Consider the following 15,549-nt stretch of genomic DNA (forward strand, 5'->3'; position numbering starts at 1 on the left):
CCCGCTCTCCTGGAGAAGACGTGCTTCGATTCGCACCACCCCGAACCGCGGGTCTGCTCGCAGCCGCCGCGACGGCCGCCTCGCTGCTCACCGTCGTCCAGCCGGGCCAGGCCGCCGCGGCGCTGCCCACGAGCTGGTCGACGGTGGTCAACGCCGGCAGCGGCAAATGCCTGGACGCCCGGGCGGCGGCGACCGTGAACGGCACCGCCGTGCAGCAGTACACCTGCAACAACTCCACCGCCCAGCAGTGGAGTTTCACCCCCACCAGCGACGGATACGTACGCATCGGCAACCGCAACGACGCCCAGCAGGTCGTGGACGTGAGCAATGTGTCCACCGCCGACAACGCCGCCGTGCACCTGTGGACGTACGGCGGCGGCAACAACCAGCAGTGGCAGCCCGTCGACGAGGGAGGAGGCGCCTACCGGTTCGTCAACCGGCACAGCGGCAAATGCCTCGACGTGCCCTCCGCCTCCACCGCCGACAGCGTCCAGCTCGTGCAGTACACCTGCAACGGCACGGCCGCCCAACGATTCCAGGTGACACCCGTGAACACCGCGCCCGGGGACGTCGACCTCGGCCCCAACGTGGTCGTCTTCGACCCGTCGATGCCGTCCACGACGATCCAGAGCCGGCTGAACCAGATCTTCCAGCAGCAGGAGACCAACCAGTTCGGCTCCCAGCGCTACGCCGTCCTGTTCAAGCCCGGCACCTACAGCAACGACGTCAACGTCGGCTTCTACACCCAGGTCCTCGGCCTCGGCCAGTCGCCCGACTCGGTCACCATCAACGGCGCCGTCCACGTGGAGGCCGACTGGTTCCCGCCGCAGAACGCCACCCAGAACTTCTGGCGCGGCGCCGAGAACCTGTCCGTCAACCCGACCGGCGGCACCGACCGCTGGGCCGTCTCCCAGGCGTCCGGCTACCGGCGCATGCACGTCCGCGGCAACCTGGAGCTGAGCGACGGCGGCTGGTCCAGCGGCGGCTTCATGGCCGACAGCAAGATCGACGGCCAGGTGCGTTCCGGCACCCAGCAGCAGTGGCTCACCCGCAACTCCCAGCTCGGCAGTTGGACCGGCTCCAACTGGAACATGGTCTTCGTCGGCAGCCAGGGCGTACCGGGCAACACCTTCCCCAACCCGCCCTACACCACCGTCAACCAGACCCCCACGGTCCGCGAGAAGCCCTTCCTCTACGTCGACAACGCGGGCGCCTACCGGGTGTTCGTGCCCGCGCTGCGCACCAACTCCACCGCCACCACCTGGGCGAACGGAACCGCCCCCGGCACCTCGCTCGGCATCGACCAGTTCTTCGTCGTCAAGCCGGGCGCGACCGCCGCACAGATCAACGCGGCGCTCGCCGAAGGCAAGAACCTCCTGGTCACCCCGGGTGTGTACCACCTCAACCAGACCCTGCGGGTGACCCGCCCCGACACCGTCGTCCTCGGTCTCGGGCTGGCCACCTTCATCCCCGACAACGGCGTCACCGCCATGACCGTCGCCGACGTCGACGGTGTGAAGATCGCCGGTGTCCTCTTCGACGCCGGGACCACCAACTCCCAGACGCTGGTGGAGATCGGCCCGGCCGGCTCCGCCGCCAGCCACGCCGCGAACCCCACCTCCCTGCACGACGTCTACTTCCGGGTCGGCGGGGCGGCCGTCGGCAGGGCCACCACCAGCCTCGTCGTCAACAGCGACCACGTCATCGGCGACCACATGTGGATCTGGCGCGGCGACCACGGCAGCGGCATCGGCTGGAACAGCAACACCGCCGACACCGGCCTCGTCGTCAACGGCGACCAGGTCACCATGTACGGCCTGTTCGTCGAGCACTACCAGAAGCACCAGACGATCTGGAACGGCAACGGCGGGCGGACGTACTTCTACCAGAACGAGATGCCCTACGACCCGCCCAACCAGGCCGCCTGGATGAACGGCTCCACCCAGGGCTACGCCGCCTACAAGGTCGCCGACTCCGTCACCAGCCACCAGGCGTACGGACTCGGCAGCTACTGCTACTTCAACGTCAACCCGTCGGTCACCGCCGAGCACGCCTTCGAGGTGCCGAACAACCCCAACGTCCGCTTCCAGAACATGGTGACCGTGTCCCTCGGCGGCACCGGCACCATCCGCCATGTCATCAACGACCGCGGCGGCCCCTCCAACTCGGCCACCAACGTCGCCAACCTGGTGAACTACCCCTGAGAATCAGGGAGTTCCACTCGTGAGGACCACGAGCTGCCGCGTCGCCCGGGTCATGGCGACGTAGTGGTCGACCGCTCCCTCGACGCCCGTGCCGAAGTCCTGCGGGTCGACGAGGACGACCAGATCGAACTCGAGTCCCTTGCAGAGTTCGGGAGTCAGGGAGCGGACCCGGTCCCTCGGCCGGAACGCGGGGGCACCGATCACACAGACGGTGCCCTCCGCGTGCTCGGCCAGCCAGCCGTCGAGCACCGCGTCCAGATCCGCGGCGGGCCCGTGCAGGACGGGCACCCCGCCGCTGCGCACCGACACCGGCACGTTGGCGTCCGGCAGCACGGCCCGGATCACCGGCTCGGCCTCCGCCATGATCTCCTCCGGCGTACGGTAGTTGACGCTCAGCGACGCCAGCTCGATCCGGTCGAGGCCGACCCGCGCCAGCCGCTCCCGCCACGACTCGGTGAAGCCGTGCCGGGCCTGCGCCCGGTCCCCGACGATCGTGAAGCTCCGGGACGGGCAGCGCAGCAGCAGCATCTGCCACTCCGCGTCGGTCAGTTCCTGGGCCTCGTCCACGACGACATGCGCGAACGGCCCGGCGAGCAGGTCCGGTTCGGGAACCGTCAGCGCGCCCTCGTCGACCAGGCTGTCCTGGAGATCCTGGCCGTGCAGCATGGTCACCGCGCCCTCACCGTCGTCGTCGGCCGCGAGCAGGCTGTCGATCACCCGGGACATACGGGCGCGTTCCGCGGCCAGCGCGGCGGCGTCACGGCGCTTGCGCAGCGCCTCCTCCGGGTCGCCGAGCCGCTGCCGTGCCGCGTCCAGGAACGGCAGGTCGGACACCGTCCAGGCGTGGGCGTCCGCGCGCTGGAGCCGGCGCACCTCGTCCGCGTCGAGCCAGGGCGCGCACAGCCGCAGATAGGCGGGCACCGACCAGAGGTCCCCGACCAGGTCGGCCGCCTCCAGCAGCGGCCAGGCGCGGTTGAAGGCGGCGCGCAGCTCCCGGTTGCCCACCAGGGACCTGCGCAGCAGTTCCGGCGCGGCGTCGCCGTCGTGCTTGTCGATCAGGAGGGTGAGCAGCTCCTGCCAGACCTGCTCCCGGGCCTCGTTGTGCGGGGTGCCGGGCTCGGCCGCCTCGAAGGCGGTGGCCCAGTCCTCGGGGCTCAGCCAGATGTCCGACCAGTGGGTGGCGACCGTCATGCCCTTGGCGGGCGGCTCCTCGTAGAACCTCACGCCCGTCTCGATCGCCCGCACCAGCCGCGCGGACGCCTTCAGACGGGCCACCTCCGGATCGCTCTCGACCGTCGCCGTGGCGCCCTCGGCGACCAGGTCCCGAAGGGTGCAGGTCTGCACGCCCTCCTCGCCCAGACTCGGCAGGACGTCGGCGACGTACGCCAGGTACGGCCGGTGCGGGCCCACGAACAGCACGCCGCCCCTGCGGTGCCCGAGCCGGGGATCGGAGTACAGCAGATAGGCGGAGCGGTGCAGGGCGACGACCGTCTTGCCGGTGCCAGGACCGCCGTCGACCACCAGCGCACCGCGCGACCCCGCGCGGATGACGGCGTCCTGGTCGGCCTGGATCGTGCCGAGCACGTCCCGCATCCGCGGCGACCGGTCGGCGCCCAGGCTCGCGATGAACGCGGACTGGTCGTCCAGCGCGGCATGCCCGGCGAACCCGTCCGAGGTGAACACCTCGTCCCAGTAGTCGCTGATCCGGCCCCGCGTCCAGCGGTACCGGCGGCGGCTCGTCAGCGCCATCGGGTCGGCGTGGGTGGCGCCGAAGAACGGCGCGGCCGCGGGGGAACGCCAGTCCAGCAGCAGCCGGCGGCCCGTGCTGTCGGTGAGGCCCAGCCGGCCGACGTAGACGGGCTCGGCGCCGTCCTCCCCGACCATCCGGCCGAGACACAGGTCGAGGCCGAAGCGGCGCAGCGCGCGCAGCCGGGTGGTGAGCCGGTGGATCTCGGTGTCCCGGTCCATCGCCTGCCGCCCCGTACCGCCGGGCGCTCGGCGCTCGGCGTCGAGACGCTCGGACACCTCGGCGATCGACTGCTCCATGCACCGCGCGATCGCCGCGAAATGCCGCTCGTCGTCGGCGATCAGCGCCGGGTCGGCCTTCGCGGCGAGCCGGTCGGGAAGGGCGAAGGCGCTGTCGGCCAGGGGGTTCATCTGAGGGGCTCCGAACGTGGGGTCACCGGAGGTGAACGCGGACGGCCCCTCCCCGTCGATCGTAACGGCAGCCTCACACCCGTCTCACCCATGTGATCCACGCCCGAGGGATCACGTCTCGCGTCGGTCCTTCACCCGGCGCAGCTTGCCCAGGGAGCGCTCCAGGGTGTCCGGTTCGACGATCGTGACCTCGACGCTCACGCCCACACCGTCCTTGACACCCTTGGCGATGGCGCGCGCGGCGGCGTCACGGCCGTCGGCGGGCGTGTCCGGGCGGGACTCGACACGGACCGTCATGTGGTCCATCCGCTCGCGCCGGGTCAGCTCGATCTGGAAGTGCGGGGCCACCCCGGGCGTGCGCAGCACGATCTCCTCGATCTGGCTGGGGAAGACGTTCACCCCGCGCAGGATGATCATGTCGTCGCAGCGGCCGGTGATCTTCTCGATCCGGCGGAACGCGGGCCGCGCGGTGCCGGGCAGCAGCCGGGTCAGATCCCGGGTGCGGTAGCGGATGATCGGCAGCGCCTCCTTGGTGAGGGAGGTGAAGACCAGCTCGCCCTCCTGGCCCTCGGGCAGGACGTCGTCCGTGAAGGGGTCGACGACCTCCGGGTAGAAGTGGTCCTCCCACACGTGCAGGCCGTCCTTGGTCTCCACGCACTCCTGGGCCACCCCGGGACCGATCACCTCCGACAGGCCGTATATGTCGACGGCGTGGATGTCCATGCGCTCCTCGATCTCCCGGCGCATCGCCTCCGTCCACGGCTCCGCGCCGAAGATGCCCACCCTCAGGGAGGTGGAGCGCGGGTCGACGCCCTGCCGCTCGAACTCGTCCAGCAGGGTGAGCATGTAGGAGGGGGTGACCATGATGATCTCGGGCCGGAAGTCCTGGATGATCTGCACCTGGCGCGCGGTCATGCCGCCCGAGGCGGGGATCACCGTGCACCCGGCGCGTTCGGCGCCGTAGTGCGCGCCGAGGCCGCCGGTGAACAGGCCGTAGCCGTAGGAGATGTGCACCTTGTGGCCGGGCCGGCCGCCGGCGGCGCGGATCGAGCGGGCGACCACGTCCGCCCACATCGACAGGTCGTTCTCGGTGTAGCCGACCACGGTCGGGCGGCCCGTGGTGCCGCTGGAGGCGTGCACCCGGCGGACCTGGTCCATCGGGACCGCGAACATCCCGAAGGGGTAGGTGTCGCGCAGATCGGCCTTGGTGGTGAAGGGGAACCGGGCCAGATCCTCCAGCGCGCGGCAGTCCTCGGGGGTGACACCGGCCGCGTCGAACTTCTTGCGGTACAGCTCGACGTTGTCGTAGGCGTGCCGCAGGGTCGCGCGCAGCCGGCGAAGCTGGAGGTCGCGCAGGTCCGCGCGCGACAGGCGCTCGGCGTCGTCGGCCAGCCCCTCGGGCAGGGGCTCGCCCCGGCGGGCGGGGGTCTGCGCGGGGGTCTCCGGCTCGCTGGTCATGGCTGCGGCTCCTTGGGGGTCGTACTCCTGAGGCTGCGACTGCGGCCGCGGAACTCCGCGATCACCGTGTCGCCGCGCAGGACGCTCACGTCGTAGACGCCGCTGCGGCCGAACCGGGTGCGTTCCACGGCGGTGGCCGTGAGGACGTCGCCCTCGTGGGCGGAGGCGACGAACACGATGTCGGCGCCGGCGGCGACGGTCACGGGGCCGTGACCGTTGCACGCGCACGCGAAGGCGGTGTCGGCGAGGAGGAACAGATAGCCGCCGTGGGCGATCCCGTGCCCGTTGACCATCGCGTCCGTCACGGTCATCCGGACCACGGCCGTTCCGTCGCCGTGGTCGAGCAGTTCGATGCCGAGCCGCCGGGACGCCTCGTCCGCGGCGAACATCGTCGTGACGGGGCCCGGTCCGGCTGCCGTTCCCGTGGCTCGTGTCGCCATTCCCACCACCTTGTGTACCGACCGAACATTCGGTTAGCGTGCGGCAGGGTCAACTTACCCAGCGACGAACCTCGCCTGTCAAGAGGTGGACGCGTGGCGCGAGGAGCGCCCGCCCGGTCACCGCAGAGGAGCCTGCACATGCCCGACGAGGTCTATCTGATCGACGGCGCCCGCACCCCGCAGGGCCGCTACGGCGGCGCTCTGGCCTCCGTACGCCCCGACGACCTGGCCGCCCTCGTGGTCGGCGAGGCCGTGCGCCGCGCCGGGATCCCGCCGGAGGCCGTGGACGAGGTGATCCTCGGCGCCGCCAACCAGGCCGGTGAGGACAACCGGGACGTGGCGCGGATGGCCGTACTGCTGGCCGGGCTCCCGCACACCGTGCCCGGCTACACCGTCAACCGGCTCTGCGCCTCGGGTCTGACCGCCGTCGCCTCCGCCGCGCAGGCGATCCGCTCCGGCGAGGCGGACCTGGTCGTCGCCGGGGGAGTGGAGTCCATGACCCGCGCGCCCTGGGTGATGGCCAAGCCCGGCACCCCGTGGGCCAAGCCGGGCGAGGTGCACGACACCTCCCTGGGCTGGCGCTTCACCAACCCCCGCTTCGCCGCCGCCGACCGGGCCGTGCCCGCCGGTGCCGGACCCGAGGCGGTGCGCACGACCCTGTCGATGGGCGAGACCGCCGAGGAGGTCGCCGCGCTCGACGGCATCACCCGCGCCGACTCCGACGCCTTCGCCCTGCGCAGCCACCGGCGGGCCCTCGCGGCCCAGGAGGCCGGGCACTTCGACCGGGAGATCGTGCCGGTCCCGGTGAAGGACGGCGAGGTCACCCGCGACGAGGGGCCGCGCGCTTCGACGACCCTGGAGAAGCTCGGCACGCTGCGTACGGTCTTCCGAGCGGACGGCGTCGTGACGGCGGGCTCCGCCTCACCGCTGTCCGACGGCGCGGCCGCCCTCGTGGTGGCGAGCGCGGCGGCCGTCGAGCGCCACGGGCTCACCCCGCGCGCCCGGATCGTCACCTCCGCCTCGGCCGGTGTCCAGCCGAACGTGATGGGCCTCGGCCCGGTGCCCGCCACCGAGAAGGCCCTCGCCCGCGCCGGATGGGGCACCGGCGACCTCGACGCGGTCGAGCTGAACGAGGCGTTCGCCGTGCAGGCCCTCGCCGTGATCCGCCGTCTCAAGCTGGACGAGGACAAGGTCAACGCCGACGGCGGCGCCATCGCCCTCGGCCACCCGCTCGGCTGCTCCGGCGCCCGCATCCTGCTCACCCTGCTGGGCCGGCTGGAGCGCGAGGACGCCCGCCGGGGCCTCGCCACCCTGTGCGTGGGTGTCGGCCAGGGCGTCGCGATGCTGGTGGAGCGGGTGTGAGCACGGAAGGGACGTCGGACATGACCACAGACCTGAGCACGGCCCCCGCGGTCGTCGGTGTGATCGGCGGCGGCCGGATGGGCGCCGGTATCGCGCAGTCCTTCGCCGCCGCCGGCTCCTCGGTCACCGTCGTCGAGAGCGGCGCCGAGGCGGCCGCCGCCGCCCTGGACCGGGTCGCCGCCGGTCTGGAGCGGGCCGCCGCGCGCGACCGGCTGACCGAGCCCGCCGACCGGGTCCTCGCCCGCGTCCGCACGGCCCGGACCGTCGAGGACCTGCCCGCGGACGCCGACCTGGTCGTGGAGGCCGTCCCCGAGGACGCCGCCCTCAAGGCCACGGTCCTGGCCGCCGCCGAGCGCGCCGTGAGCGCGACGACCGTCCTGGCCAGCAACACCAGCTCCCTCTCCGTCACCGAGCTGGCCGCCGCGCTCACCCGGCCGGGACGCTTCCTCGGCATGCACTTCTTCAACCCGGTGCCCGCCTCCGAGCTGATCGAGATCGTCCTCGCGCCGGACACCGACGACCGCACCCGGCGGGCCGCCCTCGACTGGACGCGGAGCCTCGGCAAGCAGGACGTCGTGGTGAAGGACTCGCCCGGCTTCGCCAGCAGCCGCCTCGGTCTCGCCCTCGGTCTGGAGGCGATCCGCATGGTCGAGGAGGGCGTCGCGGAACCCGAGGCCATCGACGACGCGATGCGGCTCGGCTACAAGCACCCGATGGGCCCGCTGCGCCTGACCGACCTGGTCGGCCTCGACGTCCGGCTCGCCATCGCCGAACACCTCCACGCCACCCTCGGCGACCGCTTCGCCCCGCCCCGGCTGCTGCGCGAGAAGGTCGCCCGCGGTGAACTGGGCCGCAAGACGGGCCGCGGCTTCTACACCTGGAGCTGACGGACACCCGGAGCTGACGTAGACCCGGAGCTGACGTACACCCGGACCTGAAGCTCACCCCTTGTGTGGACCCGGGGGCGGCGTCGTATGATGAACCGAACGAATGGTCGGTAGGGGACGTAGGGGAGATGGCATGAACGACGGACCGCCCGTCCTCGCGGCGCCCGAGGAGTACGAGGAGTACTTCGAGGCCACCATCGCGCGCGACCAGCGCATCGAGCCGCGCGACTGGATGCCGGACGGCTACCGCAGGACGCTGATCCGGCAGATCGCCCAGCACGCGCACTCGGAGATCATCGGCATGCAGCCGGAGGGCGAGTGGATCACGCGCGCGCCGTCGCTGCGCCGCAAGGCGATCCTGTTCGCGAAGGTCCAGGACGAGGCCGGTCACGGGCTCTACCTGTACTCCGCCGCCGAGACCCTCGGCGCCGACCGCGCCGACCTCACCGAGCGGCTGATCGAGGGCCGCCAGAAGTACTCGTCGATCTTCAACTACCCGACGCCGACCTTCGCCGACGTCGGCGTGATCGGCTGGTTCGTGGACGGCGCGGCCATCTGCAACCAGGTCCCCCTGTGCCGCAGCTCCTACGGCCCCTACGCGCGGGCCATGGTGCGCATCTGCAAGGAGGAGTCCTTCCACCAGCGGCAGGGCTACGAACTGCTGCGCACCATGATGTCCGGCACCGACGCCCAGCGGCAGATGGTGCAGGACTCGGTGAACCGCTGGTGGTGGCCGTCCCTGATGATGTTCGGACCGCCCGACGAGAACTCCCCCAACTCCGCGGCCTCCATGGCCTGGAAGATCAAGCGCCACAGCAACGACGAACTGCGCCAGCGCTTCGTCGACATGACCGTGCCGCAGGCGGAGAAGCTCGGCGTCACCCTCCCCGACCCCGACCTGCGGTGGAACGAGGAACGCGGCCGGCACGACTTCGGCACCCCCGACTGGGACGAGCTGATGCGGGTCATCAAGGGCGACGGACCGTGCAACGCGCAGCGCGTCGAGCGCCGCCGCACCGCCCACGAGGAGGGCGCCTGGGTCCGGGAGGCGGCCGCGGCCCACGCGGCGAAGCAGACGGCACGCGCACAGCAGGGAGCGGCGGTATGAGCGACACGCAGGAGACCGGGCAGCAGGGGACGACCGGACAGCGGGAGCCCGGACAGCGCGAGACCAGGGCGAACTGGCCGCTGTACGAGGTGTTCGTCCGCGGCAAGCGCGGCCTCAACCACGTGCACGTCGGCTCCCTGCACGCCGCCGACGACCGGATGGCCCTCACCCACGCCCGGGACCTGTACACCCGGCGCAACGAGGGGGTGAGCATCTGGGTCGTGCGCTCGGAGCACATCGCGGCCTCCACCCGCGACGAGAAGGACCCCTTCTTCGCCCCCAGCGCCGACAAGGTGTACCGCCACCCCACCTTCTACGACATCCCCGACGACGTCCCGCACATCTAGGACACATCCAGGAGCACAGGGCATGAGCAGGAGCAGGGCATGAGTGAGGACCACGTCTATCTGTCCCTCGCCGAGGGACACGACGACGGCGACGCCCGCTGGGCCTTCGGCACCGGCTTCGAGGACCCGCTGCACGGCGTGGACACCGATGTCCCGGCGGGCGTGGACCGGGCGGAACTCGCCGCGCTCTGCCTCGCCCTCGGCGACGACGCGCTCGTCTCGGCGCAGCGGCTGGCCGAGTGGACCACCCGCGCCCCCGAGCTGGAGGAGGAGGTCGCCCTCGCCAACATCGGCCTCGACCTGCTCGGCCAGGCCCGTCTGCTGTACGCGCGCACCGGCCACGCCGACGGCACCGGTCGCGACGAGGACGCCTACGCCTACGACCGCGACGCGCCCGCCTTCCGCAACGTCCGGCTGGCCGAACTGCCCAACGGCGACTTCGCGTTCAGCGTCGTACGGCTGCTGGTGCTTTCCAGTTGGCGGCTCGCGCACCTCCAGCGGCTCACGGGCACCGCGGACCCGGTGCTCGCCGCGATCGCCGTCAAGGGCGTCAAGGAGCTGACGTACCACCGGCAGTGGGCCGCCGAATGGGCGGTGCGGCTGGGCGACGGCACCGAGGAGTCGCACCGCCGGATGCGGGCCGCCCTGCGGGACGTCGCCCCGTACCTGCCCGAGCTGTTCACGGCCCACGACGTGCGCGGCGAGGTCCTCGCCGTCCTGGACCAGGTGGGGGAGGCGACCGGTCTCGCCCTGCCCGCCGTGCAGCCGCTCGCCGGATCCGGCCGCGACGGCGACCACACCGAGCACCTCGCGCCGCTGCTGGCCGAACTCCAGTCCGTGGCCCGTGCCCACCCGGGGGCGACATGGTGACGACCCTGCCGGACGTCCGGCGCGCCCGGGACGTCGCCGAGCGCGTCCCGGACCCCGAACTGCCCATGCTCACCCTCGCCGACCTGGGCGTCCTGCGCTCGGTCGAGGTCGGCGCGGACGGCACCGTCGTGGCGAGCCTGACCCCCACCTACTCCGGCTGCCCGGCGATGGCCGAGATGCGCGCCGCGGTCGCCGCCCGGCTGACCGCGGCCGGCTACCCGCGCGTGGAGGTCCGTACGGTCCTCGACCCGCCGTGGACCACCGACTGGATCACCCCCGCAGGCCGCCGCAAGCTCGCCGAGCACGGAATCGCCCCGCCGGGACCCGCCCCGCGCCCCGCGCCCGGCCCGGTGCCGCTGGTGCTGTCGCCGGTGCGCCGCGTGGTGGCCTGTCCGCGCTGCGGCTCGCAGGACACCGAGGAGACCTCCCGGTTCGGCGCCACCTCCTGCAAGGCGCTGTGGCGCTGCCTCGCCTGCCGCGAGCCGTTCGAGTACGTCAAGGAGATCTGATGGCAGAGCTGCTGAGCCCCGCCCCCGCCCCGGCCCGGGCGGTCCGCCGTCGGCCCGCCTTCCACCCGCTGCGCGTGGCCGACGTCCAGCGGCTGTGCGACGACGCGGTGGCCGTGGCCTTCGACGTGTCGGACGAGCTGGCCGGCGAGTTCGCCTTCGCCCCCGGCCAGTCCCTCACCCTGCGCCGCGAGGTGGACGGCCGTGACGAACGGCGCTCGTACTCCATCTGCGCACCGGCTGGCGCCCGCCCCCGGATCGGGGTGCGCGAGGTGCCCGGCGGGCTGTTCTCCTCCTGGCTGGTCCACGAGGTCGGCCCCGGTGACGTCATCGAGGTCATGGCGCCCACCGGCGCCTTCACCCCCGACCTCACCGCGCCCGGGCACCACGTGCTGGTCGCGGCCGGCTCCGGCATCACCCCGATGCTGTCCATCGCCGAGTCCGTCCTCGCCGCCGACGACCGCTCCCGCGTCACCCTCTTCTACGGCAACCGGCGCACCGACTCGGTGATGTTCGCCGACGACCTCGCCGATCTCAAGGACCTGCACCCCACCCGCTTCCAGCTCGCCCATGTCCTGTCCCGCGAGCCCCGCGAGGCCGAGGTGCTCAGCGGGCGGCTCGACGGCGACCGGCTCGCCGCCCTCGTGGAGGGCCTGGTCGACGTGACCGAGGCCGACCACTGGTGGCTGTGCGGCCCGCACGGCATGGTCCGCGACGCGCAGCGCGTCCTGACCGGTCTCGGGGTCCCCGCGGACCGCGTCCACCGCGAGCTGTTCTTCGCCGACGACGAACCGGTGCGCGAGGTCCGCCACGAGGACGCCGTCGCCGAGGGCCCGGTCAGCCAGGTCACCCTCACCCTCGACGGACGCTCCACCACCAGCCCGCTGTCCCGGGCCGCGACCATCCTCGACGGCGCCCAGAAGACCCGCCCCGACCTGCCGTTCGCCTGCAAGGGCGGCGTCTGCGGCACCTGCCGCGCCCTGGTCGTCGACGGCGAGGCCGACATGCGCCGCAACTACGCCCTCGAACCCGCCGAGGTCGACGCGGGCTACGTCCTGACCTGCCAGACCTTCCCGGTCTCCGAGACCCTCACCGTCGACTTCGACAGCTAGGTCCCGCACCGCGCCGGCCCGCCGTTCCCCGCGTACACCGGGGGCGGCGGGCCGGACGCGTGCCGGCGCGTCAGGCCGTCTCGGGCGCCCCGGACCGGGCGCCGCTCTCCCGGCGGAACAGGCTCGACAGGGCGAGCGCGCCGGGGCCGTAGAACACCAGGAGCAGGAAGCCCCAGCAGAACAGGACGGGGGCGAGACCGCCGTTCTGGAGGGGGAACAGGCCGTCCTTCTGGTGCTCGGTGAAGTAGGCGAACGCCATGATCCCCGAGCTGAGGAAGGCCGCGCCGCGCGTCCCGAGGCCCAGCAGGACCAGGGCGCCGCACACCAGCTCGATGACCCCGGCGTACCAGAACGGCCAGTCGCCCACCGGACTGGCCTTGCGGTCCAGCACCCCGAAGACCGTGGCAGCGCCCTCGCTGGTGAAGAGCAGGCCAAGCACGATGCGGAACAGACCCAGCACGAGGGGCTGGCGCGTCGTCAGCCCGTCGCTGAGGCGCGAAGTGGTCATCGGTACTCCTCGAACGTGTGGTGTCGGATCGGGCGCAGCCGCGGCCGGCGGGTGCCGGGCACGGACTCTCCCGGTACTCCGTACGTCTGTGGGACCCGAGCGGTTCAAGCCGATGGGGACCACTCTTCCGCGCCGTGCTGGGTGGCCCCAGGGAAGCGTGCGGGGCACGATGGAGCGAGCTGGGTAAAAGGTATGAAATGTCACGGAAAACTCCACGAAGGGTCCGGTCCCATGAGCGACGGCGTGTCCGAGGCGAAGTCGAAGCTGCTGCGCACCCGCGCCGCGTCCGCCGTCGTCGGCGTGGTCATGACCGTCGTGGGCGCGACCGCGCTGGTCTCGTGCAGCGACGACAACGGTGACGGCGACGCCTCGGTCACCCCCTCGGCCCCCGACACCGCCTCCTTCAGCGGCCCGGTGCCCTCCGCCCTCTCCTCGCTCGGCGCGTCCGTCAAGGAGTCCGCCCGCGCGGCCGCCTCCTCCGCGGCCGCCTCCGCCTCGGCACGGGCCTCGGAGTTCGAGGCGTCCGTCTCCGCGGAGGTGGCCCGCGCCAACCGGGCCGCCGAACAGGAACTCAAGGACGTCGACGGCAAGGGCAACGCCACCGCCGACGTCTCCCTCACCGGAAAGCCGCGCGCCGAGACGAGCGGTCTGCTCGCGGTCGTCGTGAACATCACCAACCGCACGGACGAGACGGCCTCCTATGCCGTCCAGGTCGACTTCCGCGACGCCGACGGCAAGGTCGTCGAGACGCGGTTCGTCGGCGCGGAGGACCTCGCGCCCGGCGCCCGGGCCACCCCGCTCGCCATCAGCCGCAAGCCCCCGGAGCCCCCGCTGACCGCCGAGGTCGCCAAGGCCCAGCGCTACTGACCCGCGGCGGCCGTCACGGCTCCCTCGGCATGTTTCTCATGACGCTCCGGATTGCGTGAAGCGCAACTGATTCCTCCGGTCGGGCGTGGCCTGTGAACTCCTTGACAAGGGTTCAGGGCAACTCTCAGACTGACGTTGCGCTTATCGCAATCCGTTTCGTTATACGCACCGAGGTGTCATGATGATTCCCGCGTGCCGTCTTGCGGATCTCCCGCGAGGCGAGGCTCTCCGGCTCGACATCGATCCGCCGGTCTCGGTGTTCCATACCGATGACGGCGAGCTGTACGCCATCGACGACACCTGCACCCATCAGGACGCCTCGCTCGCCGACGGCTGGCTGGAGGGCTGCGAGGTCGAATGCCCGCTGCACGCCTCGAAGTTCGACCTGCGCACCGGTGCCGTGGACGCCCCGCCGGCCAAGCACCCGGTCCGCACGCACGAGGTCGTCGTCGCGGACGGCGTGATCCATGTACGGCTCTCCGCGGAAGCGCCCCGTCTGCCGCCCTGCGTCGCGAGCCGGCTCGCCGGAGGCCCCGCGTGAGGACGGTCGCCGTCGTGGGGGCCTCCCTGGCGGGCCTGTCCGCGGCACGCGCGCTGCGCGGGCAGGGCTACGACGGACGGCTCGTCGTCATCGGCGAGGAGGCCCATCGCCCCTACGACCGGCCGCCGTTGTCCAAGGAGTTCCTGTCCGGCACCCTCGGTGAGGCGGAACTCGCGCTGGAGACGGACGGCGAGGACCTGCGGGCGGAGTGGCTGCTCGGCGTCCGCGCGACACACCTCGACACAACGCCCCTTCCCGGTGGCACGGTTCACCTCTCCGACGGCCGGAGCGTCCGCGCCGACGGCGTCGTGATCGCCACCGGCGCCGCCCCGCGCACCCTGCCCGGCAGTACGGGCCTCGCCGGGGTGCACACCCTGCGCACCCTGGACGACGCCCGCGCCCTGCGCGACGAACTGGCCCTCGGCGGACGGCTGGTGGTGATCGGCGGCGGCTTCATCGGCGCCGAGGTCGCCGCCACCGCGTCCGGTCTCGGCCTGGACGTCACGGTGGTCGAGGCCGCTCCGACTCCGCTCGCCGGACCGCTCGGGGAGACCATGGGCGCCCTCGTCTCCGCCCTCCACACCGACCACGGCGTACGGCTGTGGTGCGGGGTGGGCGTCAAGGGGCTCGGCGGTGAGGCCCGGGTCGACGCCGTCCTGCTGGAGGACGGCCGCAGTGTCCCGGCGGACATCGTCGTCGTCGGCGTGGGGGCCGGGCCGTGCGTCGAGTGGCTGGAGGGCTCCGGCCTCCGCCTGGACGACGGCGTGGTCTGCGGCGCGGACGGCAGGACCGACCTGGCCGGGGTGGTCGCGGTCGGCGACTGCGCCGCCTGGTGGGACCCGCGCACCGGCGCCCACCGCCGGGTCGAGCACTGGACCGGCGCCCGGGAGCGGCCGGCCGCCGCCGTCGCCGCCCTGCTGACGGGCGGCGCGGTCGCACCCGGCGTGCCCAGGGCGCCGTACTTCTGGTCGGACCAGTACGGCGTACGCGTCCAGTTCGCCGGGCACGCGGCCGGCGCCGACAGCGTGACGGTCGAGGCGGGCACCCCGGAGGGGCGTGACGTCCTGGCCGTCTACCGGAGCGCCGGACGGCCGGTGGCCGTCCTGGGGATGAACCAGCCCCGGCTGTTCACCCGTTGGCGCAAGCAACTCGCCTGACCACGGGCGCAACCCGTTCGCTCCC

Annotated in this window: 15 protein-coding genes; 11 read left to right on the forward strand and 4 right to left on the reverse strand. The window is 72.6% G+C overall.

Translation table 11 applies throughout. The annotated features are described in order from the left end of the window. Positions 1-20: 20 nt before the first annotated feature. On the forward strand, positions 21-2,204 hold the full coding sequence (locus AFM16_RS35195; protein WP_078636392.1) for an RICIN domain-containing protein: 2,184 nt from the start codon (positions 21-23) through the stop codon (positions 2,202-2,204). 3 nt (positions 2,205-2,207) lie between these two features. Here the strand turns inward: AFM16_RS35195 and helR are convergent, their stop codons facing one another. From helR to paaI, 3 genes are all read right to left on the reverse strand, one after another. Next, positions 2,208-4,361, reverse strand: coding sequence for an RNA polymerase recycling motor ATPase HelR (gene helR, locus AFM16_RS35200; RefSeq protein WP_030782897.1), 2,154 nt, complete (start codon positions 4,359-4,361; stop codon positions 2,208-2,210). Between the two features lie 111 nt (positions 4,362-4,472). Beyond that, positions 4,473-5,819, reverse strand: coding sequence for a phenylacetate--CoA ligase PaaK (paaK, locus tag AFM16_RS35205; protein WP_078636393.1), 1,347 nt, complete (start codon positions 5,817-5,819; stop codon positions 4,473-4,475). After that, a complete protein-coding gene (paaI, locus tag AFM16_RS35210; RefSeq protein WP_030782892.1) occupies positions 5,816-6,259 on the reverse strand; it encodes a hydroxyphenylacetyl-CoA thioesterase PaaI in 444 nt (147 codons plus the stop codon). The genes paaK and paaI overlap by 4 nt, the downstream gene beginning before the upstream one ends. Positions 6,260-6,397: 138 nt before the next feature. Here paaI and AFM16_RS35215 point away from each other — a divergent pair, with 138 nt between their 5' ends. The 7 genes from AFM16_RS35215 (at position 6,398) to paaE (ending at position 12,451) form a co-directional block, all read left to right on the forward strand. Next, positions 6,398-7,621 (forward strand): thiolase family protein, encoded by a 1,224-nt coding sequence (locus AFM16_RS35215; RefSeq protein WP_078636394.1) that lies wholly within the window; start codon positions 6,398-6,400, stop codon positions 7,619-7,621. Between the two features lie 20 nt (positions 7,622-7,641). Further along, on the forward strand, positions 7,642-8,508 hold the full coding sequence (locus tag AFM16_RS35220; RefSeq protein ID WP_051780223.1) for a 3-hydroxyacyl-CoA dehydrogenase family protein: 867 nt from the start codon (positions 7,642-7,644) through the stop codon (positions 8,506-8,508). 133 nt (positions 8,509-8,641) lie between these two features. After that, a complete protein-coding gene (gene paaA, locus AFM16_RS35225) occupies positions 8,642-9,616 on the forward strand; it encodes a 1,2-phenylacetyl-CoA epoxidase subunit PaaA (RefSeq protein WP_030782884.1) in 975 nt (324 codons plus the stop codon). Continuing rightward, entirely contained in the window at positions 9,613-9,963 is a 351-nt protein-coding gene (paaB, locus tag AFM16_RS35230) for a 1,2-phenylacetyl-CoA epoxidase subunit PaaB (RefSeq protein WP_078636395.1), read from the forward strand. The genes paaA and paaB overlap by 4 nt, the downstream gene beginning before the upstream one ends. 39 nt (positions 9,964-10,002) lie before the next feature. Beyond that, entirely contained in the window at positions 10,003-10,833 is an 831-nt protein-coding gene (gene paaC, locus AFM16_RS35235) for a 1,2-phenylacetyl-CoA epoxidase subunit PaaC (protein WP_078636396.1), read from the forward strand. Continuing rightward, complete coding sequence (gene paaD / locus AFM16_RS35240; protein ID WP_078636397.1) at positions 10,827-11,342, forward strand: 1,2-phenylacetyl-CoA epoxidase subunit PaaD; 516 nt, start codon at positions 10,827-10,829, stop codon at positions 11,340-11,342. Before paaC ends, paaD begins: the two co-directional genes overlap by 7 nt. Further along, on the forward strand, positions 11,342-12,451 hold the full coding sequence (gene paaE, locus AFM16_RS35245) for a 1,2-phenylacetyl-CoA epoxidase subunit PaaE (RefSeq protein WP_179123345.1): 1,110 nt from the start codon (positions 11,342-11,344) through the stop codon (positions 12,449-12,451). The genes paaD and paaE overlap by 1 nt, the downstream gene beginning before the upstream one ends. A gap of 70 nt (positions 12,452-12,521) precedes the next feature. Here paaE and AFM16_RS35250 read toward each other — a convergent pair whose 3' ends face one another. Continuing rightward, positions 12,522-12,959: a DoxX family protein gene (locus AFM16_RS35250; protein ID WP_078636398.1), complete on the reverse strand. Its 438-nt coding sequence runs from the start codon at positions 12,957-12,959 to the stop codon at positions 12,522-12,524. Between the two features lie 231 nt (positions 12,960-13,190). On the opposite strand from AFM16_RS35250, the gene AFM16_RS35255 reads away from it, so the two are divergent. The 3 genes from AFM16_RS35255 to AFM16_RS35265 all read left to right on the forward strand — a co-directional run bounded on the left by AFM16_RS35255 (position 13,191) and on the right by AFM16_RS35265 (position 15,524). Further along, positions 13,191-13,826, forward strand: coding sequence for a hypothetical protein (locus AFM16_RS35255; protein WP_030782865.1), 636 nt, complete (start codon positions 13,191-13,193; stop codon positions 13,824-13,826). 178 nt (positions 13,827-14,004) lie between these two features. Next, positions 14,005-14,367 (forward strand): bifunctional 3-phenylpropionate/cinnamic acid dioxygenase ferredoxin subunit, encoded by a 363-nt coding sequence (locus tag AFM16_RS35260; protein ID WP_030782863.1) that lies wholly within the window; start codon positions 14,005-14,007, stop codon positions 14,365-14,367. Then, positions 14,364-15,524, forward strand: a complete 1,161-nt coding sequence (locus AFM16_RS35265; protein WP_078636399.1) for an NAD(P)/FAD-dependent oxidoreductase — start codon at positions 14,364-14,366, stop codon at positions 15,522-15,524. Before AFM16_RS35260 ends, AFM16_RS35265 begins: the two co-directional genes overlap by 4 nt. The last annotated feature ends 25 nt before the right edge of the window (positions 15,525-15,549 follow it).

It is taken from the genome of Streptomyces antibioticus (assembly GCF_002019855.1).
GTDB classification, from domain to species: domain Bacteria; phylum Actinomycetota; class Actinomycetes; order Streptomycetales; family Streptomycetaceae; genus Streptomyces; species Streptomyces antibioticus_B.

Bases quoted from the DNA above. Each gene is read 5' to 3' on its own strand.
- helR (WP_030782897.1), bottom strand. From the start codon at position 4,361: ATGAACCCCCTGGCCGACAGCGCCTTCGCCCTTCCCGACCGGCTCGCC.
- paaK (WP_078636393.1), bottom strand. From the start codon at position 5,819: ATGACCAGCGAGCCGGAGACCCCCGCGCAGACCCCCGCCCGCCGGGGC.
- paaI (WP_030782892.1), bottom strand. From the start codon at position 6,259: ATGGCGACACGAGCCACGGGAACGGCAGCCGGACCGGGCCCCGTCACG.
- AFM16_RS35215 (WP_078636394.1), top strand. From the start codon at position 6,398: ATGCCCGACGAGGTCTATCTGATCGACGGCGCCCGCACCCCGCAGGGC.
- AFM16_RS35220 (WP_051780223.1), top strand. From the start codon at position 7,642: ATGACCACAGACCTGAGCACGGCCCCCGCGGTCGTCGGTGTGATCGGC.
- paaA (WP_030782884.1), top strand. From the start codon at position 8,642: ATGAACGACGGACCGCCCGTCCTCGCGGCGCCCGAGGAGTACGAGGAG.
- paaB (WP_078636395.1), top strand. From the start codon at position 9,613: ATGAGCGACACGCAGGAGACCGGGCAGCAGGGGACGACCGGACAGCGG.
- paaC (WP_078636396.1), top strand. From the start codon at position 10,003: ATGAGTGAGGACCACGTCTATCTGTCCCTCGCCGAGGGACACGACGAC.
- paaD (WP_078636397.1), top strand. From the start codon at position 10,827: ATGGTGACGACCCTGCCGGACGTCCGGCGCGCCCGGGACGTCGCCGAG.
- paaE (WP_179123345.1), top strand. From the start codon at position 11,342: ATGGCAGAGCTGCTGAGCCCCGCCCCCGCCCCGGCCCGGGCGGTCCGC.
- AFM16_RS35250 (WP_078636398.1), bottom strand. From the start codon at position 12,959: ATGACCACTTCGCGCCTCAGCGACGGGCTGACGACGCGCCAGCCCCTC.
- AFM16_RS35255 (WP_030782865.1), top strand. From the start codon at position 13,191: ATGAGCGACGGCGTGTCCGAGGCGAAGTCGAAGCTGCTGCGCACCCGC.
- AFM16_RS35260 (WP_030782863.1), top strand. From the start codon at position 14,005: ATGATGATTCCCGCGTGCCGTCTTGCGGATCTCCCGCGAGGCGAGGCT.